Source organism: Nocardioides zhouii (assembly GCF_004137345.1).
GTDB classification, from domain to species: Bacteria; Actinomycetota; Actinomycetes; order Propionibacteriales; family Nocardioidaceae; genus Nocardioides; species Nocardioides zhouii.
Window position 1 is genome coordinate 13,269 of sequence record NZ_SDWV01000012.1, and the last position, 12,805, is coordinate 26,073.

13 protein-coding genes are annotated in these 12,805 nt (G+C 71.4%); 9 read left to right on the plus strand and 4 right to left on the minus strand.

The window, feature by feature from the left end; genetic code table 11:
* Positions 1-2: 2 nt before the first annotated feature.
* The 7 genes from EUA94_RS12790 to EUA94_RS12820 all read left to right on the plus strand — a co-directional run bounded on the left by EUA94_RS12790 (position 3) and on the right by EUA94_RS12820 (position 5,634).
* The gene (locus EUA94_RS12790; protein ID WP_129427272.1) at positions 3-395 is read left to right on the plus strand and encodes a hypothetical protein; all 393 of its coding nucleotides are present in this window, start codon (positions 3-5) and stop codon (positions 393-395) included.
* Positions 396-470: 75 nt separating this feature from the next.
* The gene (locus EUA94_RS12795) at positions 471-1,430 is read left to right on the plus strand and encodes an ABC transporter ATP-binding protein (protein WP_242494846.1); all 960 of its coding nucleotides are present in this window, start codon (positions 471-473) and stop codon (positions 1,428-1,430) included.
* The gene (locus EUA94_RS12800; protein WP_129427273.1) at positions 1,423-2,304 is read left to right on the plus strand and encodes an ABC transporter permease; all 882 of its coding nucleotides are present in this window, start codon (positions 1,423-1,425) and stop codon (positions 2,302-2,304) included. The genes EUA94_RS12795 and EUA94_RS12800 overlap by 8 nt, the downstream gene beginning before the upstream one ends.
* Complete coding sequence (locus EUA94_RS12805; RefSeq protein ID WP_129427274.1) at positions 2,301-3,212, plus strand: ABC transporter ATP-binding protein; 912 nt, start codon at positions 2,301-2,303, stop codon at positions 3,210-3,212. The genes EUA94_RS12800 and EUA94_RS12805 overlap by 4 nt, the downstream gene beginning before the upstream one ends.
* Positions 3,209-3,910, plus strand: coding sequence for an ABC transporter permease (locus EUA94_RS12810; protein WP_129427275.1), 702 nt, complete (start codon positions 3,209-3,211; stop codon positions 3,908-3,910). The genes EUA94_RS12805 and EUA94_RS12810 overlap by 4 nt, the downstream gene beginning before the upstream one ends.
* A 24-nt stretch (positions 3,911-3,934) precedes the next feature.
* A complete protein-coding gene (locus EUA94_RS12815; RefSeq protein ID WP_129427276.1) occupies positions 3,935-5,056 on the plus strand; it encodes an ATP-dependent DNA ligase in 1,122 nt (373 codons plus the stop codon).
* Positions 5,053-5,634: a hypothetical protein gene (locus tag EUA94_RS12820; protein ID WP_129427277.1), complete on the plus strand. Its 582-nt coding sequence runs from the start codon at positions 5,053-5,055 to the stop codon at positions 5,632-5,634. The genes EUA94_RS12815 and EUA94_RS12820 overlap by 4 nt, the downstream gene beginning before the upstream one ends.
* A 42-nt stretch (positions 5,635-5,676) precedes the next feature.
* On the opposite strand, the gene EUA94_RS12825 is transcribed toward EUA94_RS12820, so the two are convergent.
* A complete protein-coding gene (locus EUA94_RS12825) occupies positions 5,677-6,771 on the minus strand; it encodes a sulfotransferase family protein (protein ID WP_129427278.1) in 1,095 nt (364 codons plus the stop codon).
* A gap of 141 nt (positions 6,772-6,912) precedes the next feature.
* Here EUA94_RS12825 and EUA94_RS12830 point away from each other — a divergent pair, with 141 nt between their 5' ends.
* Complete coding sequence (locus tag EUA94_RS12830) at positions 6,913-9,657, plus strand: stealth conserved region 3 domain-containing protein (RefSeq protein WP_129427279.1); 2,745 nt, start codon at positions 6,913-6,915, stop codon at positions 9,655-9,657.
* Positions 9,658-9,888: 231 nt separating this feature from the next.
* Here the strand turns inward: EUA94_RS12830 and EUA94_RS12835 are convergent, their stop codons facing one another.
* From EUA94_RS12835 to EUA94_RS12845, 3 genes are read right to left on the minus strand one after another with little or no spacing between them, the layout of a single operon-like run.
* Entirely contained in the window at positions 9,889-10,971 is a 1,083-nt protein-coding gene (locus EUA94_RS12835; protein ID WP_129427280.1) for a DNA polymerase domain-containing protein, read from the minus strand.
* On the minus strand, positions 10,971-11,369 hold the full coding sequence (locus tag EUA94_RS12840; protein ID WP_129427281.1) for a DUF6855 family protein: 399 nt from the start codon (positions 11,367-11,369) through the stop codon (positions 10,971-10,973). Before EUA94_RS12840 ends, EUA94_RS12835 begins: the two co-directional genes overlap by 1 nt.
* Before the next feature lie 32 nt (positions 11,370-11,401).
* Entirely contained in the window at positions 11,402-12,262 is an 861-nt protein-coding gene (locus EUA94_RS12845) for a chromosomal replication initiator protein DnaA (RefSeq protein ID WP_129427282.1), read from the minus strand.
* Positions 12,263-12,344: 82 nt separating this feature from the next.
* On the opposite strand from EUA94_RS12845, the gene msrB reads away from it, so the two are divergent.
* Positions 12,345-12,740: a peptide-methionine (R)-S-oxide reductase MsrB gene (gene msrB, locus EUA94_RS12850; protein WP_129427283.1), complete on the plus strand. Its 396-nt coding sequence runs from the start codon at positions 12,345-12,347 to the stop codon at positions 12,738-12,740.
* The last annotated feature ends 65 nt before the right edge of the window (positions 12,741-12,805 follow it).

Here is a 12,805-nt window from a genome sequence, read left to right on the forward strand (position 1 = left end):
AGGTGAAGGGACCCGTCGTGGCCGCAGTGGCGTCCTTCGCCCTCGCCCTCGCGCTCGTGGCCTGGGTGACCATCCAGACCGAGATCACCGGTGAGAACCCGCTGGGACACACCGAGCCAGGCGAGCGGTCGCGGGTCTACCACCTCGACAGGGGCGACTGCTTCGACGCCGGACCCGCGTACGACGAGCGGAGCGATGTCACGGTGCTCGACTGCGACGAGCCGCACGACTCGGAGGTCGTCTGGAGCGACAAGTTCGATGCGTACGTCGACCTGCTCCCCGCGGGATCGGACGTGGAGCTGCGGGCGTACCTGGATGGCGGCATCAGCAAGATGCGGGACTTCGGCGCGGACGAGGAGAAGTGGACCGTGGCGTGCGTCGCGTGGAGCGGCTGACCTTCACCACACCTCCACACGCCTCGGGGGCATCCCTGATGCAGGAGGTCGGTCCGGGCCGCTAGCGTGGCGGGCGTGACGGGGGAACAGATGGGTCGACCACCGGTGATCACGACCGCGGGCCTGACCAAGCACTACGGCGCGGTGCACGCGCTGACCGACCTGACGGTCGCGGTCGGCGCGGGCGTGACCGGCCTGGTCGGCGCCAATGGTGCCGGCAAGTCGACGCTGATCAAGATCCTGCTCGGCCTGCTCGAACCGACCGGTGGGCACGCCCACGTCCTCGGTCACGACATCGAGCACGAGGGCCAGGAGATCCGCCGCGTCGTCGGCTACATGCCCGAGCACGACTGCCTGCCGCCCGACGTGAGCGCGAGCGACTTCGTGGTGCACATGGCCCGGATGTCCGGGCTCGGCGCGTCGGCCGCGCGCGAGCGGTCGGCCGACGTACTCCGCCACGTCGGGCTCGACGAGGAGCGCTACCGGCCGATGGGCGGCTACTCGACCGGCATGAAGCAGCGCGCCAAGCTCGCCCAGGCGCTCGCCCACGACCCCCAGCTGGTCTTCCTCGACGAGCCGACCAACGGCCTCGACCCGGCCGCGCGCAACGACATGCTGAGCCTCGTCCAGCGCATCGGCAGCGAGTTCGGCATCGCCGTGCTCGTCACCTCCCACCTGCTCGGCGAGCTCGAGCAGGTCAGTGACCACGTGATCGTGCTCGACGGCGGCCACCTGCTCCGCTCCAGCGCCACCGGCGACTTCCTCGAGCAGACCGGCAGCCTGCTGGTCGAGGTGGTCGGCACCGAGGCCGAGCGTGACCGGCTCGGCGAGGCGCTCGCACTGCGCGGCCTCACCTGCCGCCCGCGCGGCGCGATGGTCGCGATCGACCCGCCACCGCCCGAGCTGGCCCACGAGGGCGCCGCCCACGACCTGATCCGCGACGTCGCCGCCGAGCTCGGCCTGGGCCTGATGCGGCTGCAGCCCGACCGCCGCCACCTCGAGGACGTCTTCCTGGACGGAGATGCCCGTGTCTGACCTCAGCCGCCCGGGCGTGATCCACGACCTCGGCTACCGCCACTTCGACGGCGTACGCGAGGGCACCGGCACCATCGCGCGCACCCTCTTCGTCACCGGCCTGCGCCACGTCTTCGGCCTCGGACGGTCCGGCAAGTCGAAGATCATGCCGTTCGTCCTGCTGGCGATGTCGGTGCTGCCGGCGCTGATCGTCGTCGGTGTCGTGGTCCTCACCGGGCTCGACAGCCTTCCGGTCTCGTACGCCGACTACACCAACCAGACCCAGCTGCTCGTCAGCCTCTTCGCCGCCTCGCAGGCGCCCGTGCTCTTCTCCCGCGACCTGCGCCACCGCTCGATCGTGCTCTACCTCGCCCGCCCGCTCCCCGGCGCGGTCTTCGCGCTGGTGAGGTGGGTCTCGCTGACGGTCGCCCTCTGGCTCTTCATGGCGGTCCCGACGATCCTGCTGTTCGCCGGCGCGATGCTCTCGGGCCTCGACAAGAGCGACCAGGTCACCGCCGTGCTCAAGGCGGTGGTGCTCCAGGCGCTGCTCGCCATGATGCTCGCCGGTATCGCCGGTCTCATCTCGTCGGTGTCGTTGCGCCGTGGGTTCGCCGTCGTGGGCTCGGTGATGGCGCTGATCGTCCTCGCGGGCGTGGTCACTGCCGTCCAGGCGATCTCGGCCGATCAGGACGCCGACTCTGTCTCCGTCGCGGCCGGCCTCTTCTCCCCCTGGACCCTCTACAGCGGCATCGCCGACGCCTGGGACGCCGGGATCGACGAGCTCGTCCCGGTCGACGGCGCCTGGCCGCTGGCGTACGTCCTGGTGGCGCTGCTGCTGGTCGCGGGCTGTCTCCTGGGCCTGGTCGCCCGCTTCCGGAAGGTGGGCTCGCGATGAGCAACCTCGTCCTCGACTCGGCCTCGCGCTGGTTCGGCAACGTCGTCGCCGTCAACGACGTCTCGCTCAACATCGGGCCCGGCGTCACCGGCCTACTCGGACCCAACGGGGCGGGCAAGACGACGCTCATGGCGATGATGGCGGGCTTCCTCGCGCCGTCCGCCGGGCACGTCACCCTCGACGGCAGGCCGGTCTGGCGCAACACCGAGATCTACCGCCAGATCGGGCTGGTGCCCGAGCGCGAGCTGAGCTTCGGCTACCTCACCGGCCGCCAGTTCGTCCGCGCCAACGCCGACCTGCACCGGCTGCCCGACGCGGCCCAGGCGACCGAGCGGATCCTGGCCGAGGTCGACATGGTCGAGCCGGCCGCGCGCCGTCTCGACACGTACTCCAAGGGCATGCGGCAGCGCGTGAAGATCGCGGCGGCGCTGGTCCACGAGCCGTCGGTGCTGCTGCTCGACGAGCCGTTCAACGGCGTCGACCCCCGGCAGCGGATGCACCTGATGGACCTGCTGCGCCGCCTCGGCGACGACGGCCGCACGGTGCTCTTCAGCTCCCACATCCTCGAGGAGGTCGAGCGGCTGGCCCGCCACATCGAGGTCGTGGTCTCGGGCCGGCATGCCGCCTCGGGCGACTTCGGCGCGATCCGCCGGCTGATGACCGACCGGCCGGTGCGCTACGCCGTCCAGTCGAGCGACAACCGCACCCTCGGCGCCGCGCTGATGGCGCAGGACTCCGTACGCTCGGTCAGCCTGCGCGGTGACCACCTCGACGTCCAGGTCGACGACCTGGGCAGCTTCGCGGTGAGCCTGCCCGGACTGGCCAAGCAGCACGACGTGACCCTCTTCGAGCTCTCCCCCAGCGACGAGTCGCTGGAGAGCGTCTTCGCCTACCTGGTGGCCCGATGATGAACACCACAATCGCCAAGCTCGCCCTCCAGGCACTCCTGGGACGCCGGCGCTTCTACCTCCTGCTGGCCTTCCCCGTGCTCCTGATCGGCCTGGTAGGGCTGGTCACCGCGCTCGCCGACGGCGACGCCGCGTGGGAGATCGTGCCCGGCCTGGGCTACACGCTGGTCCTGCCACTGGTCGCGATCCTCTCCACCTCGTCGGTGCTCGGCCCGGAGGTCGACGACGGCTCGATCGTCTACCTGCTGTCCAAGCCGGTCAGCCGCTACGGCATCGCGATCAGCAAGTGGGTCGTGGCGCTCGGCGCGACTCTCGCCGCCGGCTCGTTGCCGATCCTCGTCGCGGCGCTCATCACCGGCGACAGCACCCGTGCGCTCGCACTCTTCGTCGGCGCTGCCGTCGCGGGGACGACGTACTCCGCGCTCTTCCTCGCGATCTCCGCCGTCACCCGCCACGCGGTCATCGCGTCGCTGATGTTCGTGCTGATCTGGGAGAGCCTGCTCGGCAACCTCTTCTCCGGCATCGCCTGGCTGAGCATCAGCCAGTGGGGCATCCGGATCGGCCACGAGATCTCCGACCAGCTGCCCGACCCCGCCAACCTGGGGTGGGCGATCGGCGCCAGCCTGGTCGTGACGGCGGTCGGTGTGTGGTTCGCCGGCGACCGGCTGCGGTCGTTCTCCCTGCGCGGCGAGGACTGAGCGCAGCAGGACTAGGATTTGGGTGTGGACCTCCCCGTGATGCCGCCCGTGCAGCCGATGCTCGCCAAGAGCGTCAGCGGGGTGCCGGACCCGGCGAAGCACGGAGGGCTGAGCTTCGAGCCCAAGTGGGACGGATTCCGCTGCCTGGTCTTCAAGGACGGCGACGAGGTCGAGCTCGCGAGCCGCAACACCAAGCCGCTCACCCGCTACTTCCCCGAGGTCGTCGAGGCCTGCCGCCGCCAGCTGCCCGACCGCATCGTGCTCGACGGGGAGATCTTCGTCGGCCTCCAGGGCGCCGAGGGCTGGCGGCTGGAGTTCGAGACGCTGCAGGAGCGGATCCACCCCGCGGCCAGTCGTGTCGACAAGCTGTCGGTCGAGACGCCGGCCGGCTTTGTCGCCTTCGACCTGCTCGCGCTCGGTGACGAGTCCTTCATGGACCGTCCGCTCTCCGAGCGGCGGGCCGCGCTCGTCGAGGCGCTCGGCCACCTCGACGGCACCGGGCCCTGCTTCCTGACCCGCACCACCGAGGACCCGGCCGAGGCCGAGCGGTGGTTCGAGGCGTTCGAGGGCGCCGGGCTGGACGGTGTCGTCGCGAAGCCTCTCGGGGCGGCGTACGAGCCCAACAAGCGCACGATGCTCAAGATCAAGCACGAGCGCACCGCCGACGTCGTGCTCGCCGGCTACCGCGAGCACAAGACGTCGACGCCGGAGGAGCCGCTGATCGGCTCGCTGCTGCTCGGCCTGTACGACGACGACGGCGAGCTCCAGCACATCGGCGTCTCGGCCAGCTTCACCGCGGCGAAGCGCGCCGAGCTGTGGCACGAGCTGCAGCCGCTGGTCTGCGACATCGCCGACCACCCGTGGGGCCGGTGGAACGAGTTCCTCACCGCCAACCCCGACCGCGTCCCCGGCACCCAGAGCCGGTGGAGCGCCGGCAAGGACCTCGGGTTCACCGCCCTGCGTCCCGAGCGCGTGCTGGAGGTGAAGTACGACCACATGGAGGGCCGTCGCTTCCGGCACACCGCGCACTTCAAACGGTGGCGTGGCGACCGTGACCCCGAGAGCTGCGGATACGGTCAGCTCTACGAGCCGGCCGGCTACGACCTCACCCGAATCCTGAGCACCGACACCGGAGGCGCATCATGAGCGAGACCCCCACCCCGACCGACGACTCCATCCACGACGGGCGGGGCACGTACGACGTGGTGCTGCTCGTCGAGCAGGCCCTGACCTCCGTCGACGCCGAACAGGTGCGGTCCCTGCACTCCGAGATCGAGGACCGGGTCGTCTACCACGTGCTGATCCCGCTCGAGGACGCCGCGGCCCGCATCGAGGCCTCCCTCGGCACCCTGGGCGCCGGCGACCTGATGGCCGCCCCGGCGCTCGCGATGAACGACGTCGACATCGAGGCGCTGCGCCGCGAGTGCGAGGAGAACTCCTCCTCCGAGCTCCAGCACACCCTCGCCGCGATCAAGGCCGCCGGCGGCGAGGCGACAGGCAAGGTCACCTCCGAGCCGCCCGTCGACGCCCTCGCCGCGCTCGTCTCGGCGGTCGACGCACGCGAGGCCATCATCCTCACCCGCCCGCACGTGGTCGCCGAGTTCTTCCACGTCGACTGGACCTCGCGCGCCCGCCGCAAGCTCGGCGTACCCGTCCTCCACCTGATCGAGCACGAGAACTTCGACGAGCAGGCCGGTGCCGGCGAGGGCGTCAGCGGCCTCTGAGCCCGAGCCCCGCAGGGGTTGTCAGGCTCTCGCTGAGGAGCGTCAGCGGCGGGTGACGCGGCGTACGACGGCGCGACGCAGGATCGCGGCCGCCTCGCGACCGCCGACGGCGGGCGCGTCGGACGGGCTGCTTCGGCGGGCGTCGGCCAGGTCGCGGCGGAGCTGCTGGAGCGTGCCGCGCTGGGCGTCGCGGGCCTCGCGCGCGGCGAGCGTCGACTCGGCCTTCGTGTGGTCGAAGGTGAGCGCGACCGCCTCGGCGTAGCGGGCGCGGTAGTCGTCGTGGATGCGGTCGAGGGCTGCGAGCGTGTCGGCGTCCTGCGGCTTCTCGGTGAGGACGCCCAGGAGCTGCCAGACCTCCTCGGCGACCTCGCGCAGCCAGTCGGGCGTACGCACGTCGTCCCACGTGAGCTGCGACTTGCGCATGGACGGCTCGATGAAGTCGTCGACCGCGTGGTGATCACGAGACGTCAGGTCGGTGTTGAAGTCGAGCTCGAGCTGCTCCTGCACCGGGCCGAGGGCGGCGCGCCAGTCGCCGAGGAGGTCGGTGTAGCGCACGAAGGAGCGCTTGCGGCCGCGGCCGGCCCGCTCGGTGAGCAGCGCTGCGTGCACCCAGCCAGCGACGTTGGACGTCTCCTTGGTGAGCCGCAGGTCGTCGGACTGGCTGGAGAGGTAGGCGATGTCGCGCGACCCGACGACCTCGGCCGGGTGACGCAGCGCGGTGAGCCACCGGAGGTCGGCGCCGAGCTCCGCGCTGACCGACTCCCAGACCTCCGCGAACCAGAACGCGTGCGGGTCCTTGACGACGATCTGGTCGGCGTCGAGCTCGGGCGCCGTGAGCTGCCCGGACAGCCACTCGCGCAGCTCGGCGGTGGGCTTCCCGGAGGCGACGTACGCGGCGACCAGGTCGACCGCCGCGGGTCGGCTGTCGATGTTGAAGACCGCGAGCTCGGTGAGGTGCCGCTTGTGGAAGTCGATGACCCACTTCGGCTCGTAGAAGCCGCGCGGGTTGGTCTCCGACGCCTCGACCTCGGGTTGCGGCACGTGGAGGCCGAGCCGCTTGAGGCTCCCCGCCAGCGAGCTGGTGCCGCTGCGACCGGAGCCGGAGACGAGGACCAGCGGGGTGGTGGGCGTCGGCATGGAGGTCACCCTATAAGCCGCGCGCCCTCCCCCTCAGGGCGTGTCCCTCGACTCCATGGCCTGCTGCGCGCGACGGCCGAGAGTCGAGAGACACGCCCTAGGATCGTGCCGACGGCTCCGCGAGACAGGACTGAGGCGCACGTGGCTCTGGGCGACAAGGTGAGGTCGGCGATGCGGCGTGCTCGCCGCGACGGTCCGCTCGACATCGTCTTCGTCCTCTTCAACGCCGACGGGATGGGTGGCACGGCGCGCTCGGGCATCGAGCAGGCCAACGCGATCGTCCGGCTCGGCGAGGGCCACCGGGTCCGGATCCTCAGCGTCACGCGGAGCGGTGCGTCGACCCACTACCCGCTGGTCGACGGGCTCGAGGTCACCTACCTCGTCGACGTACGCGGCGCGCGGGCCACCGCGGTCGGCGGCGGGCACGCCGACGAGCTGGCCGAGCGGGAGTCGGTGATCGTCCCCCGCAGCTGGGACGCCCTCTACAACGGCCTCACCGACGCCACCATGCGCGAGGCGCTCGGCGACCTCGAGGCCGACGTGCTGGTGACCACGACCCCCGAGCTGCTCGCCGTCGTCGCCCAGCTCGCGCCGGCCGACGTGGCGCTCGTGCACCAGGAGCACCGCGCGTCCTCCGCGCGAGTCAACGACCTCGGCGCGCTGCTGGAGTTCGCGCCCCGGGCCGACATCGTGGTGTCGCTCACCGAGTCGATGTCGCGGTGGCTCGCCGGTCGCCTCGGCGGCGCCGCACCCGAGCTGCTGGTGATCCCGAACCCACTACCCGGCACCCCGCAGGCGCGCTCGCCGCTCGACCAGAAGAGCTTCGTCACCGCGGGCCGGCTTGCGCCGGAGAAGCAGTTCGAGCACGTCGTCGACGCCTTCTGGCGCATCCACGAGCAGCTGCCCGGCTGGACGCTGACGATCTGGGGCGACGGGCCGCGCGCCGAGAACCTGGCCGCCCAGGTGCGCAAGCTCGGCCTCGAGGACCGGGTGCTGCTCCCCGGCAGCACCGCTGACCTCGCCGCCGAGTGGGCGCGGGCGAGCGTGGCCGTGCTCGCCTCGCGCGGCGAGGGCTACCCGCTCGTACTGCAGGAGGCGATGTCGGCCGGCGTGCCGCCGGTGTCGTACGACTGCCCCTCCGGCCCGCGCGAGATGATCACCCACGACGTCGACGGGCTGCTCGTGCCGCCGGCCTCGAAGGCCGCCCTGGCCGCTTCGATGCTGCGCATCGCCACCGATGACGACCTCCGCGAGCGCCTCGGCGCAGCCGCGCTGGCGCGCTCCGAGCGCTGGGACGGCCAGCGGCTGGCCCGACAGTGGGTCGGGACGTTCCGCCACGCCGTCGAGCGCCGGGCCGACCCGCTCGCGCCCCGCCGGGTGCTGCACGGCCTACGTCCGGGGCCGCTGGGCGACCTGCCCGAGAACTCGTCGGCTGCCGGCACCACCCCGGCCGAGGCGCGTAGGACCACCCTGCAGGCACTCACCTCCGCGGCCGCGTCGACTGGGGACGGCTGGTTCGTGCTGCCCGCCCGCGGCCTCGACCCGCACCCGGTGGTCGTCGTGCCGTCGTCGCGCCGCGCCGACTTCCTGACCGCCCTCGCGGGTGGCCACGTGCCCGACTGGCTGTCGGTGCGCGACCCCGCCGAACGCGGGTGGCACGAGCGCCGCGGCACCGTCGCGGCGATGACCGACGAGCTGTCGCGCACCCGCACCGCCTCGCTCTTCCTCGAGCCGTGGCCGATGCGCGGCGGGCACGAAGGCGTGCTCGGCGAAGGCGTCACGGTGGGCGTGCAGTTCTGGGAGGAGTCACCCGAGGGCGACCTGCTCGCACCCGGCCTCAACCGCTTCGGCGACCGCGTGCCGGCCGGCACGCCGCGTACGACCATCGAGGTCGACGGCGTCGAGGTGCCGACGCTCGAGGTGATGGCCCTGCCGACCGCCGACGACGTCCGCTTCGACATCGACGTCGTCTACACCTGGGTCGACGGCGACGACGAAGACTGGCTCGCCGCCCGTGACACCCGGACCACCGAGCTCGGCGGCGTCCCGAGCGAGCGCGCCGCCGGCGCGCAGCGCTACAAGAGCCGCGACGAGCTCCGCTACTCGATGCGCAGCCTCCACCTCTTCGCGCCCTGGGTGCGCCGGATCCACCTCGTCACCGCCGGCCAGGTGCCGTCGTGGCTCGACACCTCCCACGACCGGATCCGGGTCGTCGACCACCGCGACATCCTCCCGGCGTCCGCGCTGCCGACCTTCAGCTCGCACGCGATCGAGACGCGCCTGCACGCCGTGCCCGACCTGGCCGACCACTTCGTCTACGTCAACGACGACGTCTTCCTCGGCCGGCCGCGGCGACCCGAGCACTTCTTCTCACCCGGTGGCCAGTACGCCGCGTTCGTCGCCGACCACCGCGCCGTCGGCCTCCCCGGCACCGACGACCGCCCGTACCTCACAGCCGCGCAGAACAACCGCCGCGTGCTCGCCGACGCCTTCGGCGTCGCGCTGACCAACACGATGATGCACAGCCCGCACCCGCAGCGTCGTACGACCCTGGAGGAGATCGCGGCCCGCTTCCCGTCCGAGGTGTCGCGCACCACCGAGGCGCCGTTCCGCTCGGCGAGCGACCTGTCGCTGCTGTCGTCATTCGCGCAGAACTACGGACTCATCACCGGCCAGGCCTTCCGCGCGAGCGCCCACCACGGCTACGTCGACCTCGGGCACCAGCAGCTCCCGGTCCAGCTGCGGCAGATGCTCAAGCGCGACCGCGACTTCTTCTGCGTCGCCGACAACCTCGTCTCCGCCTTCGACGACGAGCAGGCCGACGGGCTCCTCCACGACTTCCTGGAGGAGTACTTCCCGATCCCCGCGCCCTGGGAGCTCGACTGAGCAGTGCCCTCGGAGCGGTGGTCCAGCCACATTCCCGGGCCGTGGAGTGTGGCTGGACCACCGCTCTCGGAGCTCGACTGAGCGGTGGGTGAGGGGGATTCTGCGCGGCTCGAATCCGCCTGGACCACCGCCCTCACGCGTGTCGGCGTACGACGCGCCGGTGGGCGGTGCGGGAGGAGGATTCGCGGGCCGCGGAATACCCCTCACTCACCGCCCGAGGAGGAGGTCCGCTCAGTCGGGGATGCGGTTGCCGTCGGAGTCCCAGTGGGACTCGACCTTCTTCGACGGTTGTACGCGCGGGGGCTCGCCGGGCATCTTCGGGTGGTCGGGCGGGTAGTTGAGCTCGACGGGGTGCTCGTCCCACAGGTCCAGCAGCGGCTGGAGCGAATGGTGGACGTCGTCGATGGTGTCCCAGGGGTCGCCGTCGGCGGCCAGGCGCTCGGGCACGGTGAAGAGGTTGAGCCCGGCGGGTGAGTCGAGGGAGGCCAGCTCCTCCCACGCGAGCGGCGTCGAGACCGGCGCGCCGGCGATCGGGCGCAGCGAGTACGCCGACGCGATCGTGCGGTCGCGGGTGTTCTGGTTGAAGTCGACGAAGATCCGCTCCCCCCGCTCCTCCTTCCACCACGCAGTGGTCACGCCGTCGTCACGCTTCTCCAGCTCGCGGCCGAAGGCGATCGCCGCGTGGCGTACGTCGGCGAACTCCCATCGCGGCTCGATGCGTACGTAGACATGGATGCCGCGGTTGCCGGAGGTCTTGGCGTAGCCGATAATCCCGAGGTCGGCGAGCAGCTCGCGGGCGACCCCGGCGACGCGGACGGCGTCGCCGAACGTCGTTCCGGGCTGGGGGTCGAGGTCGATCCGCAGCTCGTCGGGATGGTCCACGTCTGATCGGCGTACGGGCCAGGGGTGAAACGTCAGCGTGCCCATGTGCGCGCACCAGACCGGCACCGCGATCTCGGTCGGGCAGATCTCGTCGGCCGTCCGGCCGGACGGGAAGGTGATCGTGGCGGTCTCGAGGTAGTCGGGAGCGCCCTTCGGCACGCGCTTCTGGTAGAACGCGTCGGCGTTGCGGTCCTGCGGCCCGGTCGCCAGCTTCATCCCGGGACGTACGCCGGACGTCCACCACTCGAGCGCCGTGGGCCGGTCGCGCAGGGCGCGCATGAGGCCGTCCTCGACGGAGGCGAAGTACTCCGCGACCATCAGCTTGGTGACCTCTGCGGTGGAGTCCGTCGCCTCGTAGATCACCCGGTCGGGCGAGGAGACGCGAACCTCCCGGTCACCGGCCTGCACCATCACCGGCTTCGCGGCAGCCATCAGAGAGCACGCACCCGGTTGTTGCGCGCCTCGTGCTCGAGCTCGACCAGGCCGAGCGCCTCGAGCAGCGGCGGGAGGTACATGCCGAACCGGCCGCGATAGCCCTTGCGCTGGCCGTACCACCCGCCCGCGGGATTGTCCGCCGAGCGGCCCCACGCCTCGACGGTGCCCTCGGCGGGCTCCTTCTTCTCGTCAGCGGCGCCCAGCGGCATCCAGTCGCCGTGCTCGCGCAGCATCGCGTGCAGGTCGTCGATCGCCGACGCGAGATAGGTGAGCCTCGTGGTGCCGACCTGGCAGACCAGGAACCCGGCCTCGTCGTCGCGGTGCATCGTGTACGCGGACGTCCCGGGCGCCGTCGTCAGCTGCCAGGGATCCTCGGATGTTCCGGTTCCGGTCATGACTCGCAACCTAGTCGTTCGGACCGACGCGGTCAGCCCACCGGCTGGAGGTTCGACTCCACGACGACCACGCCCTCGCCGTACACCTGGTCGGCCCAGCGCTGGATGCTGCTGTCGTCGTGGAACACCACGATCTCCAGCTGGTTGTCGAGGTTGCCGCCGACCTGCGACATGCCCGGGACCTCGGCCTCGATCACCTCTCCCTGCATCTGCTCGAAGTCGTCATCGGTGCGCTCGACCTCGGTCACGCAGAGCATCCCGCCCCACACCTCGCGAATCGCTGCCTCGGCGGCGGCCGGGTCACCGACCACGTAGAGCGAGAAGACGGTCTGGGCAGGATCGTCAGGTCCGGGCTCGCCGTCGGGCGTGCTCACCGCCCCTGACGCGAATCCGGGAAGTCCGCTGGCCGTGTTCATCGCCGCACCGAGGTCGTCCTGGGTCGAGCGCGCCGGATCCTCGACCTGCCAGCCGCCGTCGGGGGTCGGACACAGGATCTCGAAGTCCCACTCGTCCGGCTCGGGGTCAGGCTGGCTCACCTCCTCGACGGCGAAGGTCGTGCCGTCGAACGTCCCGGTCAGGACGTACGACCCCCATCGCTGGCCGCCGTCCTCGGACACGTCACCGACCGCCGACCAGTCCCAGCCGGTGACGGGTGCGCCCGAGCAGCTGGGCGGGTCGCCGAACGAGATCCCGCCGAAGCACAGCATCGGCCCGGACCCGTCGTCGGAGACGACCACAGGCTCCGTGGACCTCACCAGACCCTCGGCGCCCGGAACCTCCGTCGGGAGGGCCGCGGGGTCCTCCGGCGTACGCCGCTCGGGTGCCGACGACGCCTCCCCGCACCCGGTCGCGAGCGCGAGCAGCACGCCGATGACCAGCCATCTCCCCGTCATGCCGACACGGTGCCGCAGACCGGGGCGCACGACGAGGAGTGTGCACGAATCGTGACCTTCCGTCGCCTCGTACGCTGGTCCCATGGCCTACGACGTGCAGAAGACCGATGAGCAGTGGCGCGAGGAGCTGAGCCCCGAGGAGTACGCCGTCCTGCGGCAGGCGGGCACCGAACGCGCCTTCACCGGCGAGTACACCGACACCGAGACCGAGGGCACCTACTCCTGCAAGGCGTGCGGCTCGGAGCTGTTCACCAGCGACACGAAGTTCCACTCCGGCTGCGGCTGGCCGAGCTTCTACCAGCCGATGACCGACACGGTGGAGTACATCGAGGACAACTCCGCAGGCATGAAGCGCGTCGAGGTCCGCTGCGCGAAATGTGGCTCGCACCTCGGCCACGTCTTCCCCGACGGGTTTGGCACGCCCACCGGCGACCGCTACTGCATCAACTCCGTGAGCATCAAGCTCAACGACAAGTGAGCTACCTAGGGACGTTCTGGTAGGTCATCGGGCGCTTCCGCCCACCATTTCGTCCCTAGGTACCA

What these genes read in the sequence shown, in the direction of transcription:
- EUA94_RS12835 (WP_129427280.1), bottom strand. Translation starts at nt 10,971, where the DNA reads ATGGCTGCCGCGAAGCCGGTGATGGTGCAGGCCGGTGACCGGGAGGTT.
- EUA94_RS12810 (WP_129427275.1), top strand. Translation starts at nt 3,209, where the DNA reads ATGATGAACACCACAATCGCCAAGCTCGCCCTCCAGGCACTCCTGGGA.
- EUA94_RS12845 (WP_129427282.1), bottom strand. Translation starts at nt 12,262, where the DNA reads ATGACGGGGAGATGGCTGGTCATCGGCGTGCTGCTCGCGCTCGCGACC.
- msrB (WP_129427283.1), top strand. Translation starts at nt 12,345, where the DNA reads ATGGCCTACGACGTGCAGAAGACCGATGAGCAGTGGCGCGAGGAGCTG.
- EUA94_RS12820 (WP_129427277.1), top strand. Translation starts at nt 5,053, where the DNA reads ATGAGCGAGACCCCCACCCCGACCGACGACTCCATCCACGACGGGCGG.
- EUA94_RS12825 (WP_129427278.1), bottom strand. Translation starts at nt 6,771, where the DNA reads ATGCCGACGCCCACCACCCCGCTGGTCCTCGTCTCCGGCTCCGGTCGC.
- EUA94_RS12840 (WP_129427281.1), bottom strand. Translation starts at nt 11,369, where the DNA reads ATGACCGGAACCGGAACATCCGAGGATCCCTGGCAGCTGACGACGGCG.
- EUA94_RS12805 (WP_129427274.1), top strand. Translation starts at nt 2,301, where the DNA reads ATGAGCAACCTCGTCCTCGACTCGGCCTCGCGCTGGTTCGGCAACGTC.